General features: G+C 57.6%; 19 protein-coding genes. 14 read left to right on the top strand and 5 right to left on the bottom strand.

Annotated elements, in window-relative coordinates:
• Positions 1–46: 46 nt before the first annotated feature.
• The 9 genes from IF205_RS18645 (at position 47) to IF205_RS18605 (ending at position 6,272) form a co-directional block, all read left to right on the top strand.
• On the top strand, positions 47–409 hold the full coding sequence (locus IF205_RS18645; RefSeq protein WP_259780862.1) for an AtpZ/AtpI family protein: 363 nt from the start codon (positions 47–49) through the stop codon (positions 407–409).
• A gap of 71 nt (positions 410–480) precedes the next feature.
• A complete protein-coding gene (locus tag IF205_RS18640) occupies positions 481–1,206 on the top strand; it encodes a F0F1 ATP synthase subunit A (protein WP_259780861.1) in 726 nt (241 codons plus the stop codon).
• A 71-nt stretch (positions 1,207–1,277) separates the two neighbouring features.
• Positions 1,278–1,502, top strand: coding sequence for an ATP synthase subunit C family protein (locus tag IF205_RS18635; RefSeq protein WP_259780860.1), 225 nt, complete (start codon positions 1,278–1,280; stop codon positions 1,500–1,502).
• Positions 1,503–1,662: 160 nt separating this feature from the next.
• Positions 1,663–2,142: a F0F1 ATP synthase subunit B family protein gene (locus IF205_RS18630; RefSeq protein WP_259780859.1), complete on the top strand. Its 480-nt coding sequence runs from the start codon at positions 1,663–1,665 to the stop codon at positions 2,140–2,142.
• 33 nt (positions 2,143–2,175) lie between these two features.
• A complete protein-coding gene (locus tag IF205_RS18625; RefSeq protein ID WP_259780858.1) occupies positions 2,176–2,682 on the top strand; it encodes a F0F1 ATP synthase subunit B family protein in 507 nt (168 codons plus the stop codon).
• A gap of 221 nt (positions 2,683–2,903) precedes the next feature.
• Positions 2,904–3,239: a hypothetical protein gene (locus tag IF205_RS18620; RefSeq protein WP_259780857.1), complete on the top strand. Its 336-nt coding sequence runs from the start codon at positions 2,904–2,906 to the stop codon at positions 3,237–3,239.
• Between the two features lie 37 nt (positions 3,240–3,276).
• On the top strand, positions 3,277–4,956 hold the full coding sequence (locus tag IF205_RS18615) for a PAS domain-containing sensor histidine kinase (RefSeq protein WP_259780856.1): 1,680 nt from the start codon (positions 3,277–3,279) through the stop codon (positions 4,954–4,956).
• Positions 4,957–4,990: 34 nt separating this feature from the next.
• Positions 4,991–5,410, top strand: a complete 420-nt coding sequence (locus tag IF205_RS18610; protein ID WP_259780855.1) for a secondary thiamine-phosphate synthase enzyme YjbQ — start codon at positions 4,991–4,993, stop codon at positions 5,408–5,410.
• Positions 5,411–5,450: 40 nt separating this feature from the next.
• Positions 5,451–6,272 (top strand): EipB family protein, encoded by an 822-nt coding sequence (locus tag IF205_RS18605; protein WP_259780854.1) that lies wholly within the window; start codon positions 5,451–5,453, stop codon positions 6,270–6,272.
• Positions 6,273–6,280: 8 nt separating this feature from the next.
• Here IF205_RS18605 and IF205_RS18600 read toward each other — a convergent pair whose 3' ends face one another.
• Positions 6,281–6,934: a glutathione S-transferase family protein gene (locus IF205_RS18600; RefSeq protein ID WP_259780853.1), complete on the bottom strand. Its 654-nt coding sequence runs from the start codon at positions 6,932–6,934 to the stop codon at positions 6,281–6,283.
• A gap of 82 nt (positions 6,935–7,016) precedes the next feature.
• On the opposite strand from IF205_RS18600, the gene IF205_RS18595 reads away from it, so the two are divergent.
• From IF205_RS18595 to IF205_RS18575, 5 genes are read left to right on the top strand one after another with little or no spacing between them, the layout of a single operon-like run.
• Positions 7,017–7,622, top strand: a complete 606-nt coding sequence (locus IF205_RS18595) for a LemA family protein (RefSeq protein WP_259780852.1) — start codon at positions 7,017–7,019, stop codon at positions 7,620–7,622.
• Positions 7,622–8,368: a TPM domain-containing protein gene (locus IF205_RS18590; RefSeq protein WP_259780851.1), complete on the top strand. Its 747-nt coding sequence runs from the start codon at positions 7,622–7,624 to the stop codon at positions 8,366–8,368. The genes IF205_RS18595 and IF205_RS18590 overlap by 1 nt, the downstream gene beginning before the upstream one ends.
• A 1-nt stretch (position 8,369) precedes the next feature.
• Complete coding sequence (locus IF205_RS18585; protein ID WP_259780850.1) at positions 8,370–8,987, top strand: TPM domain-containing protein; 618 nt, start codon at positions 8,370–8,372, stop codon at positions 8,985–8,987.
• 39 nt (positions 8,988–9,026) lie between these two features.
• Complete coding sequence (locus tag IF205_RS18580) at positions 9,027–10,397, top strand: leucyl aminopeptidase family protein (RefSeq protein WP_259780849.1); 1,371 nt, start codon at positions 9,027–9,029, stop codon at positions 10,395–10,397.
• Positions 10,398–10,457: 60 nt separating this feature from the next.
• Complete coding sequence (locus IF205_RS18575; RefSeq protein ID WP_259780848.1) at positions 10,458–10,808, top strand: MarR family transcriptional regulator; 351 nt, start codon at positions 10,458–10,460, stop codon at positions 10,806–10,808.
• A 16-nt stretch (positions 10,809–10,824) separates the two neighbouring features.
• On the opposite strand, the gene IF205_RS18570 is transcribed toward IF205_RS18575, so the two are convergent.
• Genes IF205_RS18570 through IF205_RS18555 form a run of 4 tightly spaced genes read right to left on the bottom strand, consistent with a single transcriptional unit; the run spans position 10,825 to position 16,502 of the window.
• Positions 10,825–12,453, bottom strand: coding sequence for an ABC transporter ATP-binding protein (locus tag IF205_RS18570; protein ID WP_259780847.1), 1,629 nt, complete (start codon positions 12,451–12,453; stop codon positions 10,825–10,827).
• 6 nt (positions 12,454–12,459) lie between these two features.
• Entirely contained in the window at positions 12,460–13,524 is a 1,065-nt protein-coding gene (locus tag IF205_RS18565; RefSeq protein ID WP_259780846.1) for an ABC transporter permease, read from the bottom strand.
• Between the two features lie 2 nt (positions 13,525–13,526).
• The gene (locus IF205_RS18560; protein ID WP_259780845.1) at positions 13,527–14,636 is read right to left on the bottom strand and encodes a microcin C ABC transporter permease YejB; all 1,110 of its coding nucleotides are present in this window, start codon (positions 14,634–14,636) and stop codon (positions 13,527–13,529) included.
• Between the two features lie 3 nt (positions 14,637–14,639).
• Positions 14,640–16,502, bottom strand: coding sequence for an extracellular solute-binding protein (locus tag IF205_RS18555; protein ID WP_259780844.1), 1,863 nt, complete (start codon positions 16,500–16,502; stop codon positions 14,640–14,642).
• Between the last annotated feature and the right edge of the window lie 147 nt (positions 16,503–16,649).

The following is a 16,649-nucleotide window of genomic DNA, read 5'->3' as shown; positions in this document are numbered from 1 at the left end:
GGGGTGGTCAGTATTTTTGCCGCGTTTCGCGTGGGCAGCAGGTTCGATGGAAGAACATAAACAACCACCATCACTGCAAGACCTGGATGCACGGCTTAAGGCTGTGCAGCAGCGACGACAGCCCAAACCGGCCTCCGACCCTGTTTCGAAGGGTGGAGTGTCGGGTGTTGGGGTGGGCATTCGCATAGCCGTTGATCTGGTGGCGGGTGTCGGTGTCGGCGTTGGGATGGGGGTGGTTCTCGACCGCTGGCTGGAAACGCAACCTTGGATGTTGATCATTTTCTTCATCCTCGGGTCTGCGGCAGGGGTGATGAATGTTGTTCGCACCGCCAACCAGCTGGATGCGCAGGCCAAGCGCGCGAAACAGGACGCCGAAGCGGCGCGGTCCGAAAAGGATGCGCAGCGTTAAGGCAGCTTGATTTTGTTATTGGTGAGACATGCCGGCGGTACCCCGCCGGTTAAATTTGAAGGGGGTTGACCGTGGCCGGTCCGCTAGAGCAGTTCGAGATTAAGCCGATTAGTGACAGCATCATGATCGGCCAATACGACGTAGCCTTCACAAACTCTTCCCTGTGGATGGTCATCACCGCCGTTTTCTGCATCGGTTTCCTGAGCCTTGGCATTCGCCGTCGCTCGCTGGTTCCCGGCTACTGGCAGTCAATGGTCGAATCCTTGTATGAAGTTGTTGCCAACATGGTACGCGACAACGTGGGCAATGAAGGCCGGAAGTATTTCCCCTTCGTCTTCACGCTGTTCATGTTCGTCCTGTTCGGCAACCTTCTGGGCCTGATCCCGCACGCCTTCACCTTTACCAGCCACCTGATCGTGACGTTCTCGATGGCGCTGGTGATTTTTGTCGGGGTCACGGTAATCGGTATCGTTCGTCACGGTTTCAAATTCCTGTCCCTGTTCTTCCCCCATGGGGCGCCCTGGTGGACAGCGTTCATTTTGATCCCGATCGAATTGGTCTCCTATCTTTCGCGTCCGATCAGCCTGTCCGTTCGTCTGTTTGCGAATATGACGGTTGGTCACGTGATCCTGAAGGTGATTGCAGGCTTCGTTATCGCCTTGGGGATCGCCGGTGTCCTGCCGCTGGCCGGTCTGGTCGCGTTGACGATGCTGGAATTCCTGGTCGCTGTGATCCAGGCATATGTCTTTACCATCCTGACCTGCATCTACCTGCATGATGCAATCCACCTGCACTAAGGCGGATGTCGGTCTAAGAGTTTTAGAATTTCAAGGTCTTAACTAGTTTTATCGAGGAAAGGATTAATTCCATGGAAGCAGATGCTGCAAAACTGATCGGCGCTGGCCTGGCTGCTATCGGCATGATTGGTGCCGGTGTTGGTGTGGGTAACGTTTGGGCGTCCTACATCACCGCCCTGTCCCGCAACCCGGCTTCCAAAGCTGAAATCGGTGCGAACATCTGGATCGGCTTCGCCGTGACCGAGGCTATTGCCCTGTTCGCCCTGATCGTGGCTCTGATGGCCCTGTTCGCTTAATCTTTTAAGCGTTCGAGAATTCACGGCGGGGAGGGCCCGGTTTTAACTGGCCCTCCCTGTCGTTTGCATGACGACCGGGATAACCGACTGTCGTGCAATTCCTGAGAGCCGGACGGTGCTAATGCTGTTTCGGCCGCAAACAGGACGGTGAGGTTTCAGGATGCCCCAGTTTGACCCAACCCACTTCCCGAGCCAGATTTTCTGGCTTGTGGTTGTATTCACGACGCTTTTCCTCATCATGTGGAAATTCGTCCTGCCGCGCATTACCGAAGTCATGGAAATGCGTGAAGAGCGCATTGGCGCGGACTTGAAGCGTGCGGAAGAAGCCAAGGCCGAAGCGGAAGCTGTTCTGGCCGACTACGAAGCGGCATTGGCGAAGGCCCGTGCCGAAGCGCAGGACATCCTGCGTAAGGCTTCGGACGATATGGCTGAAGAGCAGGCCAAGCGGATCGAAAAGGCCAATGCCGACATCGCGGCGAAACTTGACGAAGCCGACCAGCGGATTGCGGAAGCGCGTGAAAAGGCGCTCTCCCATGTTCGCGAAATGGCCGGTGAAATCGCTGAAGCGACGGTAGAACGTCTGGCAGGCAGTGCGGACCGCAAGGCCGTCGATGCCGCGCTGGACAGTGTCGCTAAGTAATCACCGCATTTAACGCGTAAGGGGAGATAACCCATGGCCGTTGAACACCATGGCGGACTTTTGACCGATACCTATACCTGGATCTCAGTGGCGATGGTCGTTGTTGTTTTCCTGGTTTGGTGGAAAGGTCGCGTTTCCATTAAGGATGGCCTTCAGGGTCGTATCAACCGCATCAAATCCGAACTGGACGAAGCGGAACGCCTGAAGGAAGAAGCGGTGGCTATGCTGGCGGAATATCGCCGTAAGCAGGATGAAGCCCTGAAGACCGCGGAAGATATCGTAAGCCAGTCCAAGCTTGACGTTGAGCATATGCGTGAAGAGGCCGCCAAACGCCTCGAAGAAACGCTTGCTCGCCGTGAACAGCAGGCATTGGATCGTATCGGCCAGGCCGAGGCGGCAGCCCTGCACGAAGTGCGTGGCAAGGCTGTTGATCTGGCTATTGAGGCATCGCAGTCGGTTTTGACGGAAAAACTTTCCGGCAAGGACGGCGATGTCATGGTCGATGGCGCTATCGAAGATCTGGCCGAGCGACTGCACTGATCGCCGCGATCGGACAATACTTGAAAGAGGGGCCGGTATTTTCCGGCCCCTTTTTTTATTGGATCGCTGCGGCCTGAACGGCAGACGCTGTTACTCATATGGTATTTTAGACGAATCCAGGTTTTCCCCTTGGCGAATTTATGCCATCTAGTTCAACGGTAGCGATGGATCGGTGTGACGGATCAGACCATCGCGGCTGATAATCGCAAGGGAAATTGGCGATGCCCTATGTAACACGTGACACGGATGGCAAAGTTGTCGGGATCAGTGATCGCCCGACAGAACCGGGGCAGGATAATCTTTCGCCGGATCATCCGGACGTGGTCGCCTATCTTAAACATGCGTCGCCGTCGGTCATGCTGGACGAATTGTCGCGTTCCGACCTGGAAATGGCTCGTATCGTCGAGGATCTGATCGACGTTTTGATTTCCAAGAATATTCTGAATTTCACAGACTTGCCGGTCCCGGCACAGCGTAAGCTGGTCGGCCGTCAAAGATTGCGCCGCAACCTTTCGGTCCTCACCAATCTGGTGAGCGACCGTGATGAAATATTCTAGGTTGGCCTAGACTTCACGGGGGTGGGGGAACCGTATCGTGCAGGAACTCGACATCGTCTGGATTGGTACGACTGCATTTGCCGCAGGCGCTTTGCTGGCGGGCGGAGCCGCCTATGCGTTGCTGCGCCGCGCGGGGCGGAGCCTTACTCCGCAGTCGCGCCCATGCGACCGTGAAGAGGTCCAGCACCGCTTTGACAGGGTCAGGGAGCTGGCCCGCGTCGGCTATTGGAGTTGCGAACCCGGTTACGACAAGGAACTTTACAGCGAGGGCGTCGCCCGTTTGCTGGGGCTGGAACTGGACGAGGCGCTCAGGACGGGTTCCGGATTCCAGGGCTATGTGCATCCGGAAGACCGCGACCATCTGGTTGCAACCCGTGAAAACGCTGCGATCAACAAACTGTCCTATGAAACCCGCTATCGTATTCGCCGGGCTGACGGGGAAACGCGTCATGTGGAAGAACATGGCGTTTTTGTCGAAGGGACAGCGGGGCAGGTTGGCCGGATCGAAGGAAGCCTGCAGGACATCACGGAGCTGAAAGAATTGGAGGACGCCCGTCAGGCCAGTAACCGCCAGCTTCAATCCTTCATCGAACACACTCCTTTGACCATTGTTTTCAAGGACTGCCAGGGCCGTTGTGTCCTGGCCAACTCAAGCTGGCATAAAACCTATAATCCCGAAGGTGCAAATGTGGTCGGAAGGGTGCTGACCGATTTGCTGCCAGGCAGTCTTGCGAAGATCCTCGTGGAGCAGGACAACCTTGTGATCGAGGAAGGCCGCCTCGTTGAGCGGGAGGTCTCGGTCCCGCAGTCCGATGGGCGCGACAAGATCGTGTTGCTGCAGAAATTCCCGGTGCGGGGAAGTGATGGCGAGATTATCGGCATCGGTGCGATCGGAACGGACCTGACGGAAAACTACCGTGCCCACGAGGCGCTGCGCCTTGCCAAGGAATCGGCCGAAATCGCCAACAGGGCTAAGTCGGAATTCCTGGCGAATATGAGCCACGAACTGCGGACGCCGCTGAACGCTGTCATCGGTTTTTCGGAAATCCTGCAAAACCAGCTTTTCGGCCCGATCGAACAGCAGCAGTACCAGGAATATATCGACGACATTAATACCAGTGCGCGGCATCTTCTCGAAATCCTGAACGATATTCTGGACATGTCCAAGGTGGAATCGGGGGAATATCTTCTGGATGACGAAGTATTCCCCTGCCGGGATGAATTGTCCCGCTGCCTGAGGCTGATACGCGAGAAAGCCGTGCGCAACGGATTGGCGGTTTCCCTGGTGGAACAGGAGGCCGGCCTGTTGCTTCGTGCGGACCGGCGGGTGTTCAAGCAAGTTATGCTCAACCTGCTGTCCAATGCGGTGAAATTCACCCATGAGGGCGGACAGATTACCGTTTCCGTCGCCCGCACCGGAGAGGGCGGCCTTGAAATAGATGTCAGCGACACCGGCATCGGCATTGCCCCGGAAGATATCAACCGTGTCCTGCAGCCTTTCGGCCAGGCGGATAGTTCCCTGTCGCGCAAGGTGGAAGGGACCGGCCTGGGCCTCAGTCTGGTACAGCGTTTCATGCAATTGCATGGCGGTGATCTGGTGCTGGAGAGTGAGCCGAACAAGGGAACCACGGCGCGTGTGACTTTTCCCTTCGACCGGGTCAGCTATAATTCACCCGACAGCAAAACGGTGACGCCGACTGCGGAAGCAGCCCTCTAGAACCCTGTCGGCGTCACGGTGGGAAAGAGACAGGATGCAGCAAGCACAAACAGAAATTTCGGTCTCTACTCAAGGGCAGGGGCTTTATGAAGTCACCCGTGATGTCGATACCTGGGTTTCCCGGCAGGGTGTCGATACCGGTCTGCTGACGGTCTTTTGCCGCCATACCAGTTGTTCTCTGACGATCCAGGAGAATGCCGACCCGGATGTTCAGCGGGATATGCTGGAATTCTTCCGCCGATTGGTGAGTGAAAATGAACCCTGGTACAGGCATCGGGCCGAAGGGCCGGATGATATGCCTGCCCATATCAGGACCGCACTGACGGATGTATCGGTGAATATTCCGGTGACCGGCGGGCGGCTGGGGCTGGGAACCTGGCAGGGGCTTTACCTGTTTGAACATCGCCATCATCCGCATCATCGAAAAATAACCCTTCACTTGCTGGGGCAGTGACGGCTAGGCTGATGACCGGATACGGCATCGGGAGAGACAGATGATGGAAACGACGACTGGCAGTCTGCGGCGCGGGCGGACCGCATTCTTCGTAGCCCTGCTGGCATGTCTGCTGTCCGGTGCGGCATCGGCGCAGGAGCTTGTCTCGCATGTCGCCCGGTATCAACTGGACCTTGAGAAGGTCCGCATGCCCGGGATCGTCGGGTCCACCGGCGGCGACCTGATTATCCGGACGGAGCGGCGCTGTAAGGACTGGGCCATGTTCTCGCGCATGGAGTTCTCCCTGCATGGGGAAACGGGGGACAGCGTGCGTATGGAAACACTGACCGGCCTGCAGGAAGGGCTGGAGGGTGACTGGCTGCGCTTTCGTACCGAACAGCGGGTCAATGGTCAGGTGATGGATGAATTGGCCGGGGAGGTTTCTGGCCAGCATGTCACTTTCTCCAAGCCGGAAACGGCCAAGGCGAAGGATTTACCCAAGGGTGTTCTCCTGCCGATGCGCTCCATGTATCTGACGGTTAAACAGGTGACTGATGGGGCCAAAATCAGAACCTATCAGCTTTTCACCGGCGATGATCAGGACGCTGTCCGCGTGAGCGACCTATGGCTGGGCAAGGGGGCGGCACTGGAGAAAGCCCCGATTGGCAATCCGGAATTGCTGGACGGGGCATCCTATCACATGGTGAGCAGCTTCTTCCCTCTGTCCTCTGAAGACAGCGAGCCGATTTTCGTCAGCACCTATGACATGCTCAAGAACGGTATCATCACGCGGCTGAGACTTGAGGGAGACGCTTTGGTTGCGAAGGGGACCCTGACGCATCTGGAAAAGCTGCCGCCGCCCGACTGTGCGAACGGTGCCTGAAAGAACAGTTACAGCTCAACCCGTTCAATCACCCAGGGTTCGTCCGCGGCGGCCTCGGCCCATTCCTGCATGGGGCCCAGAGACAGGACAGCATCCATATAGCGGCGGCAGGTGCCGTCGACATTGATGCCATAGGTCTGAAAACGGGTGACAACCGGTGCATACATGGCGTCTGCAATGGTAAAATGCCCAAACAGGAAGGGGCCATCGCCCTGCTTGCGGGCAAGACAGTCTTCCCAGATATCCAGGATACGTCGGATATCCTTGCGGGCGGCGGCGTCGGGTTCAAAATTCTCCACCCTGCGACGCACATTCATGGGCATGGCATTGCGCACACCTGTCATTCCGGCGGCCATTTCGGTTGCCACGCTGCGCGCGCGTGCGCGGATTTCCATGTCGTCCGGCCACAAATAGGCCTCCGGCTTCAGTTCCGCCAGATACTCACAGATCGCCAGCGATTCCCACACGGTCAGGTCGCCATGGATCAGGACAGGGACCTTCCGCGACGGACTATGGGCGTCCATCGCCTCGACAAAGCCGTTCTCAAACAGGGGGACGACCTCCTCGGTGAAGCCGAAACCGCCCATCTTCAACGCGAGCCACGGGCGCAGGGACCAGGAGGAATAGTTTTTGTTGCCGATAATAAGACGAAGGGCTGACATGATGCTTTCCTGTTGACTGAATGCAGCGAAACTTTAGATTTCACCAAGGCTTAAGGCAATAACGACATTCTGGGGGTTCATTATGCGCCAATCTTGGCTTCGGTCTTTTCTGGTGATCGTCGGGTTCAGTCTGCTTCTTACGGGCTGTGGCGTGAATGCGATTCCCACTCTGGATGAACAGGCGAAGGCCAGTTGGTCGCAGGTCCTGAACCAGTATAAACGCCGGGCGGACCTGATCCCCAACCTGGTTGAGGTGGTCAAAGGTTATGCCACCCATGAACGCGAAACGCTGACGGCGGTGACAGAGGCGCGGGCGAAGGTCTCCCAGATCAATATCCCCAAGGATATCCTGACCAATCCGCAGGCTTTCCAGGCTTTCCAGCAGAGCCAGGGGGCGCTGACCCAGGCGCTGTCGCGGCTGATGGTGGTGTCGGAACGCTACCCGGACCTGAAAGCCAGCGAAAACTTCCTGGCGTTGCAGGCACAACTTGAAGGCACGGAGAACCGGATTTCCGTGGCCCGTCGCGACTACATCCAGGCGGTGCAGGCCTATAACACCGAACTGCGCACCTTCCCCGGCCGGATCTGGGCCATGATCCTCTATTCCGATGCGGTGCCGCTGCAGAATTTCACGGTGGATCAGGAAGGCATTGAAAACGCTCCCGTCATCAAGATGGGGAACGGCTGATGACTGCGGTCCTGCGCAAGTCTCTTGCGGTATTCGTCCTGCTGCTGGCGATCGTGCCAGTACAGGTGCTGGCCGATCCGGATTTTCCAAAACTGACCGGGCGTGTGGTGGATGATGCGGCGCTGCTTTCCGGCGGTGAACGTGCCGCCCTGACGGAAAAGCTGCGCGCCCATGAACAGGCAAAGTCCAATCAGGTCGTGGTCGCGACTGTTCCTTCGCTGCAGGGCTATGCGATCGAGGATTATGCAAACCGCCTGTTCCGCCATTGGAAGCTTGGGCAGAAGGAACATGACAACGGCGTGCTGTTGCTGGTGGCGCCCAATGAACGGAAGGTGCGCATCGAAGTCGGCTATGGCCTGGAAGGCTTGCTGACGGACGCCACGTCCAAGTTGATCATCCAGCGCAAGATCATTCCGGCTTTCAAGAAACAGGCCTATGCCCAGGGCATAAAAGATGGCACAGCGGCCGTGTTAGACGTTCTGGCGGGAACACCGCCCGAATGGATCAAGGACGGCAAGAGCGGTGGTGGCATCGACAGTGATTTCCTGATGTTCGTATTCTTCGTAATTGCCATGATCTTCCTATTTGTGCTCCGCGTAACCCGGGGCGGCAGAAGCGGCATATACATTAGCCACGGCCATCGCTACCATGGCGGAGGCTTTTCCAGCGGTGGTGGTTTTGGCGGCGGAGGATTCTCAGGCGGTGGTGGCAGTTCCGGTGGCGGCGGCGCGTCGGGGGGATGGTAAGATGGCATTGTTGAGTGCAAACGAACGAAAGAGCCTGGTCGAGGCAATCGACAAGGCAGAGGAAATAACCAGTGGCGATATTGTGGCCGTGGTTCTCAAGGAATCGGACGAATATCTCTATATCCCGCTATTGTGGTCCGCAGGGCTCGCCCTGTTTGCCCCGGCGGTAATCGGCCTGTTGGGGCTCGACTGGTCGCTTCTTGGCGTCTATGGCGCCCAGATAGGTGTCTTTGTCGTCTCGAACCTTCTGTTCCAGTTGTCTCCGCTAAAAGGGCTGTTGCTTCCATCGTCGGTGAAGCATCGCCGGGCGAACCGGAATGCCCGGACCCTGTTCTTCGATCACGGTCTTCACGCGACGCCGGACAATAATGCAATCATGATTTTTGTCTCCGAGTTGGAACATCATGTGGAGATCATCGCCGACCATGGCATTAACGCCCAGGTGCCGGACGGCTATTGGCAGGAACTGGTGAATGAGCTGACCGGCCGGGTCAGGGAGGGCAAGGCCCTGGATGGACTGGTTCATGCGGTTGAACAATGCGGCGACCTGCTGACGCGTCACTTTCCGTCGGACAACTTGCGTGACGGTTCGCTTTCCAATGACGTGATAGACAAGTAAACAGACAATCAGAACGAAAGATTTCTCGGGAGTTCCCTAATGCAGTGTTTTGTGGACCGCGCGACCAAAAAGACCGTTGCCCTGATCCCGCTTTGTGAAAAAAGCCTGCCGGACTGGCTGAACCGCCATGGTGAGCAATACAAAGCCTGGGTAGAGGCATCTCACTATGAGGCGAAGGCGGGCAGCGTGCTGCTGCTGCCGGGGGAAAACGGGGTCGATACGGCGCTGGTCGGTGTGGATGACGCAGAACCGATCTGGTCCTGGGGGGGCGTGGTTGCCAAACTTCCGGCGGGACGTTACCGCATAGATGCAGACAAGGACGGGACTGCGGCCAATGCGGCAACGCTCGGCTGGGCGCTGGGCCAGTATCGTTTTGACCGCTACAGGAAATCCGAGGAAGGACTGCGCGAACTAATCTGGCCGGTGGAAGCCGACCGGGAATTTGTGAAGGCGCAGGCTTCTGCCATCTATCTGACGCGCGATCTGGTCAACACCCCGTCCAGTGACATGGGGCCGCGCGAACTGGCCGATACCGCCAAGGAACTGGCAAAGGAATTCGGCGGTGAAGTGTCGGTTGTCAAAGGCAAGGACCTTCTGAAAGAGAATTTCCCGATGATCCATGCGGTCGGTCGCGCCAGCAGCCGGGACCCGCGCCTGATCGACTTGACCTGGGGAGAGCCGACGGCGCCGAAAGTGACCCTGGTGGGCAAGGGCGTCTGCTTTGACAGCGGCGGGCTGGACCTGAAACCGGCCAGCGGCATGCTGATGATGAAAAAGGACATGGGCGGCTCTGCACAGGTTCTGGGGCTGGCACGGATGATCATGGCAACCGGCCTGGATGTGCGCCTGCGCGTGTTGATCTCGGCGGTGGAAAACGCTGTTTCCGGCAATGCCTATCGTCCGATGGATATTCTGACGGCGCGCAATGGCAAGACAGTGGAAATCTACAACACCGATGCCGAAGGCCGTCTGGTGCTGGCCGATGCACTGGTGCTGGCTTCCGAGGACAAGCCGGAGGTGATCTTTGACTTTGCCACGCTTACCGGCGCGGCGCGAGTGGCGCTTGGCACGGAAATGCCGGCGCTGTTCACCAACAGTGACCAACTGGCCGGGGAAGTCCTGCAGTTTTCCACCAGCGATTCGGACCCGCTTTGGCGGATGCCGTTATTCGCGTCCTACCGGAAGCTGCTCGACAGTAAAACGGCAGACATTTCAAACTGTTCCAGTGGTCCATACGGGGGGTCGATCACAGCCGCCCTGTTCCTGCAGGAGTTCGTTGGCGAGGATATCGACTGGGCACATATCGACCTGATGAGCTGGAACCTCTCTGCCCGCGACGGACGGCCGGAAGGCGGTGAAGCGCAGGGAATCCGGGCGGTCTATAGCTATATCGCTAATCGTTTTGGATAAGCACCTTGATCCCGTTAGCACCCTTGGCTATGGTCAAGCTGTAATCATAACGAAATCGATATGACTGTGAAATTGACACAAAATCAGGCGCTTGCCTTGTGGCAGGGTGCCATCGTCGAAAGCGTTCGGCGGGATTCGCCGGACCTGTCTGCCCGTCAGATGGCGGTGTTGACCACCGTCTACCTGACCCAGCCACCCCATACGGTGCGCGGCCTGGCGGATATGCTGAACGTTTCCAAACCCGCGATCACCCGCGCCTTGGACCGCTTGTCGGAACTGGGCATGGTCCGCCGGAAACCGGATGAGAATGACCGCCGCTCGGTCAATATCCAGCGCACGGTCAAGGGATCGGTTTATCTGTCCGAATTCGCCGACCTGATCATGGAAGCAGGCGACGGGGCGGAAGAATAAGCGCCCCGTTAATCTTCTATATTGCCACAGCCCCGCTTTCATCGGCCTTTAGCTTGAAGGCGGCGGCCATCAGGGCTTTGGTATAGGCCTTGTCCGGGGCATCGAATATCTGGTCGGCGGCTCCGTGTTCCACGACCTTTCCTTCCTGCATGACCAGGACTTCATCGGCCATGGCGCGAACCACTTTCAGGTCATGGCTGATAAAGAGATAGGACAGACCGTGTTTTTCCTGCAGTCCACGTAGCAAATCCACGATTTCCGCCTGAACCGACATGTCCAGCGCCGATGTGGGTTCGTCCAGCACAATGAATTTTGGTTTAAGGATAAGCGCACGGGCGATAGCGATACGCTGGCGCTGTCCACCGGAGAATTCATGTGGATAGCGATGCAGGGCTTCTGGGTCGAGCTGTACCTCCCGCAGGGCGTTGGCAACAAGGTCGTCCCGTTCCGACTCGTCCAGTTTTGGCCGGTGAACGCGCAGGCCCTCGCCGACGATATCACCAACGGACATACGCGGGCTGAGACTGCCGAAGGGGTCCTGGAAGACGACCTGCATTTCCTGACGCAGGGGGCGTAATTCGCGCTGCCCCAGGCCCTGGATACTCCGGTCGCCGAAGGTAATGCCGCCTTTGGAGGACAGCAGGCGTAAAAGCGCCATGCCCAGCGTCGTCTTGCCGGAGCCGCTTTCCCCCACCACGCCCAGGGTCTGCCCCTGCCGGATGGTAAGAGAGATGCCGTCGACGGCACGGATATAGTCCACCGTGCGCCGGAAGACGCCACGCTTGATCGGGAACCATACCTTCACATCCTCGCCTTTCAGGATGATCGGGGCGTTCTCCGGGACCGGCGCCTTGCGGCCCTTGGGCTGGGCGGCGAGCAGATGTCTGGTATAGGTATCCTGCGGATTGTCGAAGACCGAGGTGGTCTCGCCCTGTTCGACGATTCTACCCTGTTGCATCACGCAGACCCGGCCCGCCATTTCCCGCACGATGCCCAGATCATGGGTGATGAACAGGATCGCCATGCCGAATTTTTGCTGTAGTTCTTTCAACAGCTTCAGAATCTGGGCCTGGATGGTGACGTCCAGTGCGGTGGTCGGTTCATCCGCGATCAGGAGGTCCGGCTCATTGGCCAGCGCCATGGCGATCATCACGCGCTGACGCTGCCCGCCGGACAGTTCATGGGGGTAGGAGTTCAGGCGTTCTTCCGGATTGCGGATGCCTACCAGGTCCAACAGTTCGATCACCCGTGGCCGTGCCTGCTGTGGTGTCAGGCCCTTATGGATCAGCAGGCTTTCACGGATTTGTTTTTCGACCGTATGCAGCGGGTTGAGGGACGTCATCGGTTCCTGGAAGATCATAGAGACCTTGTTGCCTCTGATCCGGCGCAGTTCCTTTACCGGTGCGCCGACGACTTCCTTGCCGTCCAGCCTGATCGACCCATTGGGATGGGAGGCGGTGGGGTAGGGCAGCAGTTGCAGGACCGACAGGGCCGTGACTGACTTGCCGGAGCCGCTTTCCCCGACCAGGGCCAGGGTTTCCCCCTTGGCCAGGTCAAAAGAGACATGCTCCACTGCGGTAAGATCGCCGTCGGCCATATGGAAGTCGACGGACAGGTCTTTCACGGACAGGAGTGGATCGGACATGGCGGGTTACTCCTCACGGACCGCTTTGCGGGGGTCAAAGGCGTCACGTATGCCTTCGCCTACGAAAACCAGCAGTGACAACATGATCGCAATGGCGAAGAAGGCGGTGAAGGTCAGCCAGGGCGCATAAAGATTGGATCGGCCCTGTTGCAGCATCTCGCCCAGCGAGGGCGATCCCGGTGGCAGGCCGAAGCCCAGGAAATCCAGCGAGGTGAGCGTGACCAGCGATCCTGCGGTGATGAAGGGCAGGAAGGTGACCGTCGCGACCATGGCGTTGGGCAGGATATGGCGGAACATGATTGTCATATTGCTGACACCCAGTGCACGTGCGGCGCGGACATATTCAAAATTGCGCGCCCGTAAAACCTCTGCCCGGACCACACCGGTCAGCGCCGTCCAGCTAAACAACAGCAACAGGCCGAGCAGCCACCAGAAACTGGGTGTGATGATATTGGCCAGGATCATCAGGATGAAAAGCGTTGGCAACCCGCCCCATACCTCGATGAAACGCTGTCCCAACAGGTCCACCAATCCGCCGAAATACCCCTGCAACGCGCCAGCGCCGACACCAATGATGGAACTGAAAACAGTCAGCAGCAGGCCGAACAGAACGGATATACGAAAGCCATAGATCAACCTTGCGACTACGTCGCGGGCCTGATCATCCGTGCCCAGCAAGTTCTGCGCGGTCGGCGCGGAGGGCGATGGCGTATCCAGCCCGACGACGAATGTGTCATAGCGGAAGGGGATCGGTGCACGGATCAGCCAGCCGTCCTCCTCAATCAGATTGATCACATAGGGGTCGGTATAATCAGCCTCGGTCTTGAACTCACCACCGAAATCCGTTTCCGGATAGGCAATGAGCGCCGGGAAATAGAGACTGCCCCCGTGATAGACGACAAGTGGCCGGTCATTGGCGATGAATTCCGCAAACAGGCTGATGATAAACAATGCCAGGAAAATCCACAGAGACCATCTGGCGCGATGGTTCGCCCGGAACCGCAAATACCGCTGCCAGGTGATGGGGGAGACCGGCAACAGACCGAGAACCTTGCGCTGCTTCCTTGTCATGGTCACTGGTCCCTCGCTTCAAAATCAATGCGCGGGTCGATAACCATATAAAGCACGTCGTTGATGATCCCCATGAGGAGGCCCAGCAGGGTAAAGAAGTAAAGCGTGCCGAACATGATCGGGTAGTCCCGCTTGACCAGGGCCTCCCACCCAAGCCTACCCAGCCCGTCGAGCGAGAAGATCACCTCGATCAGCAGGGCGCTTGTGAACAGAATGCCGATAAAGGCGGCAGGAAAGCCTGCAATCACGATCAGCATCGCATTGCGGAAGACATGGCCGTATAGCACACGATGTTCGGTCAGCCCCTTGGCACGTGCGGTCAGTACATATTGCGCGCGAATCTGGTCAAGAAAGCTGTTCTTGGTCAGCATGGTCAGCCCGGCGAATGCACCGATTACCATGGAGGCGACAGGCAGGGCGATATGCCAGAAATAGTCGACGATCCGCGCGGGCCAGGACATCAATTCCCAATTGTCGGAAGTCAGCCCGCGCAAGGGGAACCAGTCCAGATAACGTCCACCGGCAAACAGGACCAGCAAAAGCACTGCGAAGAGGAAGGAGGGGATGGCGTTGCCCACGATCACCGCCCCGCTGGTCCAGACGTCGAAGCTGCTGCCGTCCCGCACGGCCTTGCGAATGCCGAGCGGGATGGAAATAAGGTAGGTGAGCAACGTCGTCCACACACCCAAGGATATGGAGACCGGCATCTTGTCGATCACTAGATCAATGACCTTCTGGTCCCGGAAATAGCTTTCCCCGAAGTCGAAACGCAGATAATTGCCCAGCATCAGGAAAAATCGCTCATACATGGGCTTGTCAAAACCGAATTGTTTTTCGATCTGGGCGACGAATTCCGGGTCCAGCCCGCGTGAACCGCGGTAGTTGCTGCTTTCACCGTCGCCTTTGTTGTTCTGCACGGCGGGCGCGCCCACATCCCCCTGTGCGCCACTGCCAAAACGGGCGCCGGACGTGGTTGCCGTTCCCTCAAGTTCCGCGATCAATTGTTCCACGGGGCCGCCCGGGGCCAGTTGCACGATCACGAAGTTGATCAGCACGATCAGGAACAATGTCGGTATGACCAGAAACAGGCGTCTGATGATATAAGGAAGCATTGCTTAACTCTCCCCGGCCAGGCCGTGTTTGCGCGCCAACACGGGATCGTACCACCAGGTCGTCAGGCTGTAACCGGACCAGGGCTGTACCTCGGGCAGGCCGAATTTGTTCCAGCGCAGAACCCGGTCGGTCATCGAATAGTAACCGGGCACGAGCAGATATTGCCATTGCAACACCCGATCCAGCGCACGGACATGTGCCTCCAGTTCCTTCCGGTCAGGGGCGGTAATGATCTTTTCGATCAAGGCGTCGACGACGGGATTTTTCAGGCCGGTGTAATTCTGGCTTGCGGGGCTGTCGGCAGAGGCGCTGCCCCATTGCTCGCGCTGTTCGTTGCCGGGTGACAGGGACTGTGCCCAACCCAGCCAGATCATGTCGAAATCCCGGTCGCGTACCCGTTTGATGTATTGTGAGGAATCCGCAATGTTCAGCTTGGCCTCGATGCCCAGCCGTTTCAGGTTGCGGGCGATCGGCAGCAGCACACGTTGCAATGAGGTACTGCTCATCAGGATTTCGATTGTGAAAGGCTCTCCGGTTTCTTTATTCACCCGCATCAATGTGTCCGGGTCGATCACCCAGCCTGCTTCTTCCAGCAGGTCTGAGGCCTTGAGCAGGTTGTCACGCAGGCCGTTGGGCCGGTTTGTGCTGGGCGGGTTGTATTCCCGGGTGAAGACTTCCGGTGGCAGTTGATCGCGGTACTGGTTCAATATTGCCAGTTCACGCCCCTGTGGCAGGCCCTTGGCCGCAAGATCGCCGTCCCCGAAAAAGCTGCGCAGATGGGAATACTGGTTGAAAAACAGGTTTTTGTTGGACCAGCTATGGTCGTAGATGGCGGTCAGGGCCTTGCGGACGCGCCGGTCCTTGAACTTGTCCTTGCGCATGTTGAACAGCAGACCCAGCATCACCTGGGCCGTCTTGTCCTTAAAAGTCTGTTTGACGATCCGCCCGTCGCGCACGGCGGGGATGTCATAGGCCAGCGCCCAGTCCTTGGCGGTATTTTCCCAACGGAAGTCGAACTCGCCCGCCTTGAAGGCCTCCTGGGCGACGGATGTGTCCGAATAATAGTCATATTGCATGATGTCGAAGTTGAAGCGGCCTTTGTTGACCGGCAGGTCCTTGGCCCAATAGTCCTTCACCCGCTCATAGGTGATATAGCGGTTTCCCTCGAAATCCTTGATGCGATAGGGGCCACTTCCCAGCGGTGGTTCCAGGGTGGTGCGCGTGATATCGCGGCTTTCCCAGTAGTGTTTGGGCAGGATGGTCAACTGTCCCAGGATCAGGGGCAATTCTTTGTTTTTTGTGGTCTTGAAGTTGAAGCGGACGGTCTTATCGTCCAGTTTTTTAACATCAGCCACATCACCGTAGTACAGCTTGTAAAGCGGCGCGCCGTGTTCAACGAAGGTGTTGAAGGAGAAAATAACGTCGTCGGCGGTGATGGGCTTGCCGTCGTGCCAGCGGGCTTCGTCGCGGATGTGAAAGGCGATTGAACTGCGGTCGTCGGCCAGGTGTACGTCATCCGCCAGCCAGCCGTATAGGGCAAAGGGTTCGTCATCGGATTGCGCCATCAGGCTTTCATAGATCAGATTGATCCCGGCTGCCGGGTGGCCCTTGGGGGTGACGACATTGAAACTGTCGTAACCATCGGAAACAACGGCCTGGCGCAGCTTGCCGCCCTTCGGTGCATCGGGATTGGCATAGTCGAAATGGGTGAAATCCGATGGATATTTCATGTCGCCATAGATGGCGATTCCATAACTGCCCTTCACGCCGTCCAACTCGTGGGCCTGCCCGGTGGACAGCAGGACGGTAAGGGAAAAGACAACCCCGATGGCGATTTTTATGATGACCCTGACCCCTGTTCTCATCCTTGCGATCTTATTAGCTGATGAAACTATAATCGCTTACCAGACCGCAAAAAAGCGGCAAATTTTTGATTTTACAAGATGTTGAACGGGAAAGGCCTTCGGTGAATGCAAATGTGCTACACTGAACACGGGGAACACTGCGGAGAG

The organism is Aestuariispira ectoiniformans (genome assembly GCF_025136295.1).
GTDB classification, from domain to species: Bacteria; Pseudomonadota; Alphaproteobacteria; order UBA8366; family Aestuariispiraceae; genus Aestuariispira_A; species Aestuariispira_A ectoiniformans.
Note: the sequence above shows the minus strand (reverse complement) of the source record. Positions and strands in the feature narration are given on the sequence as shown.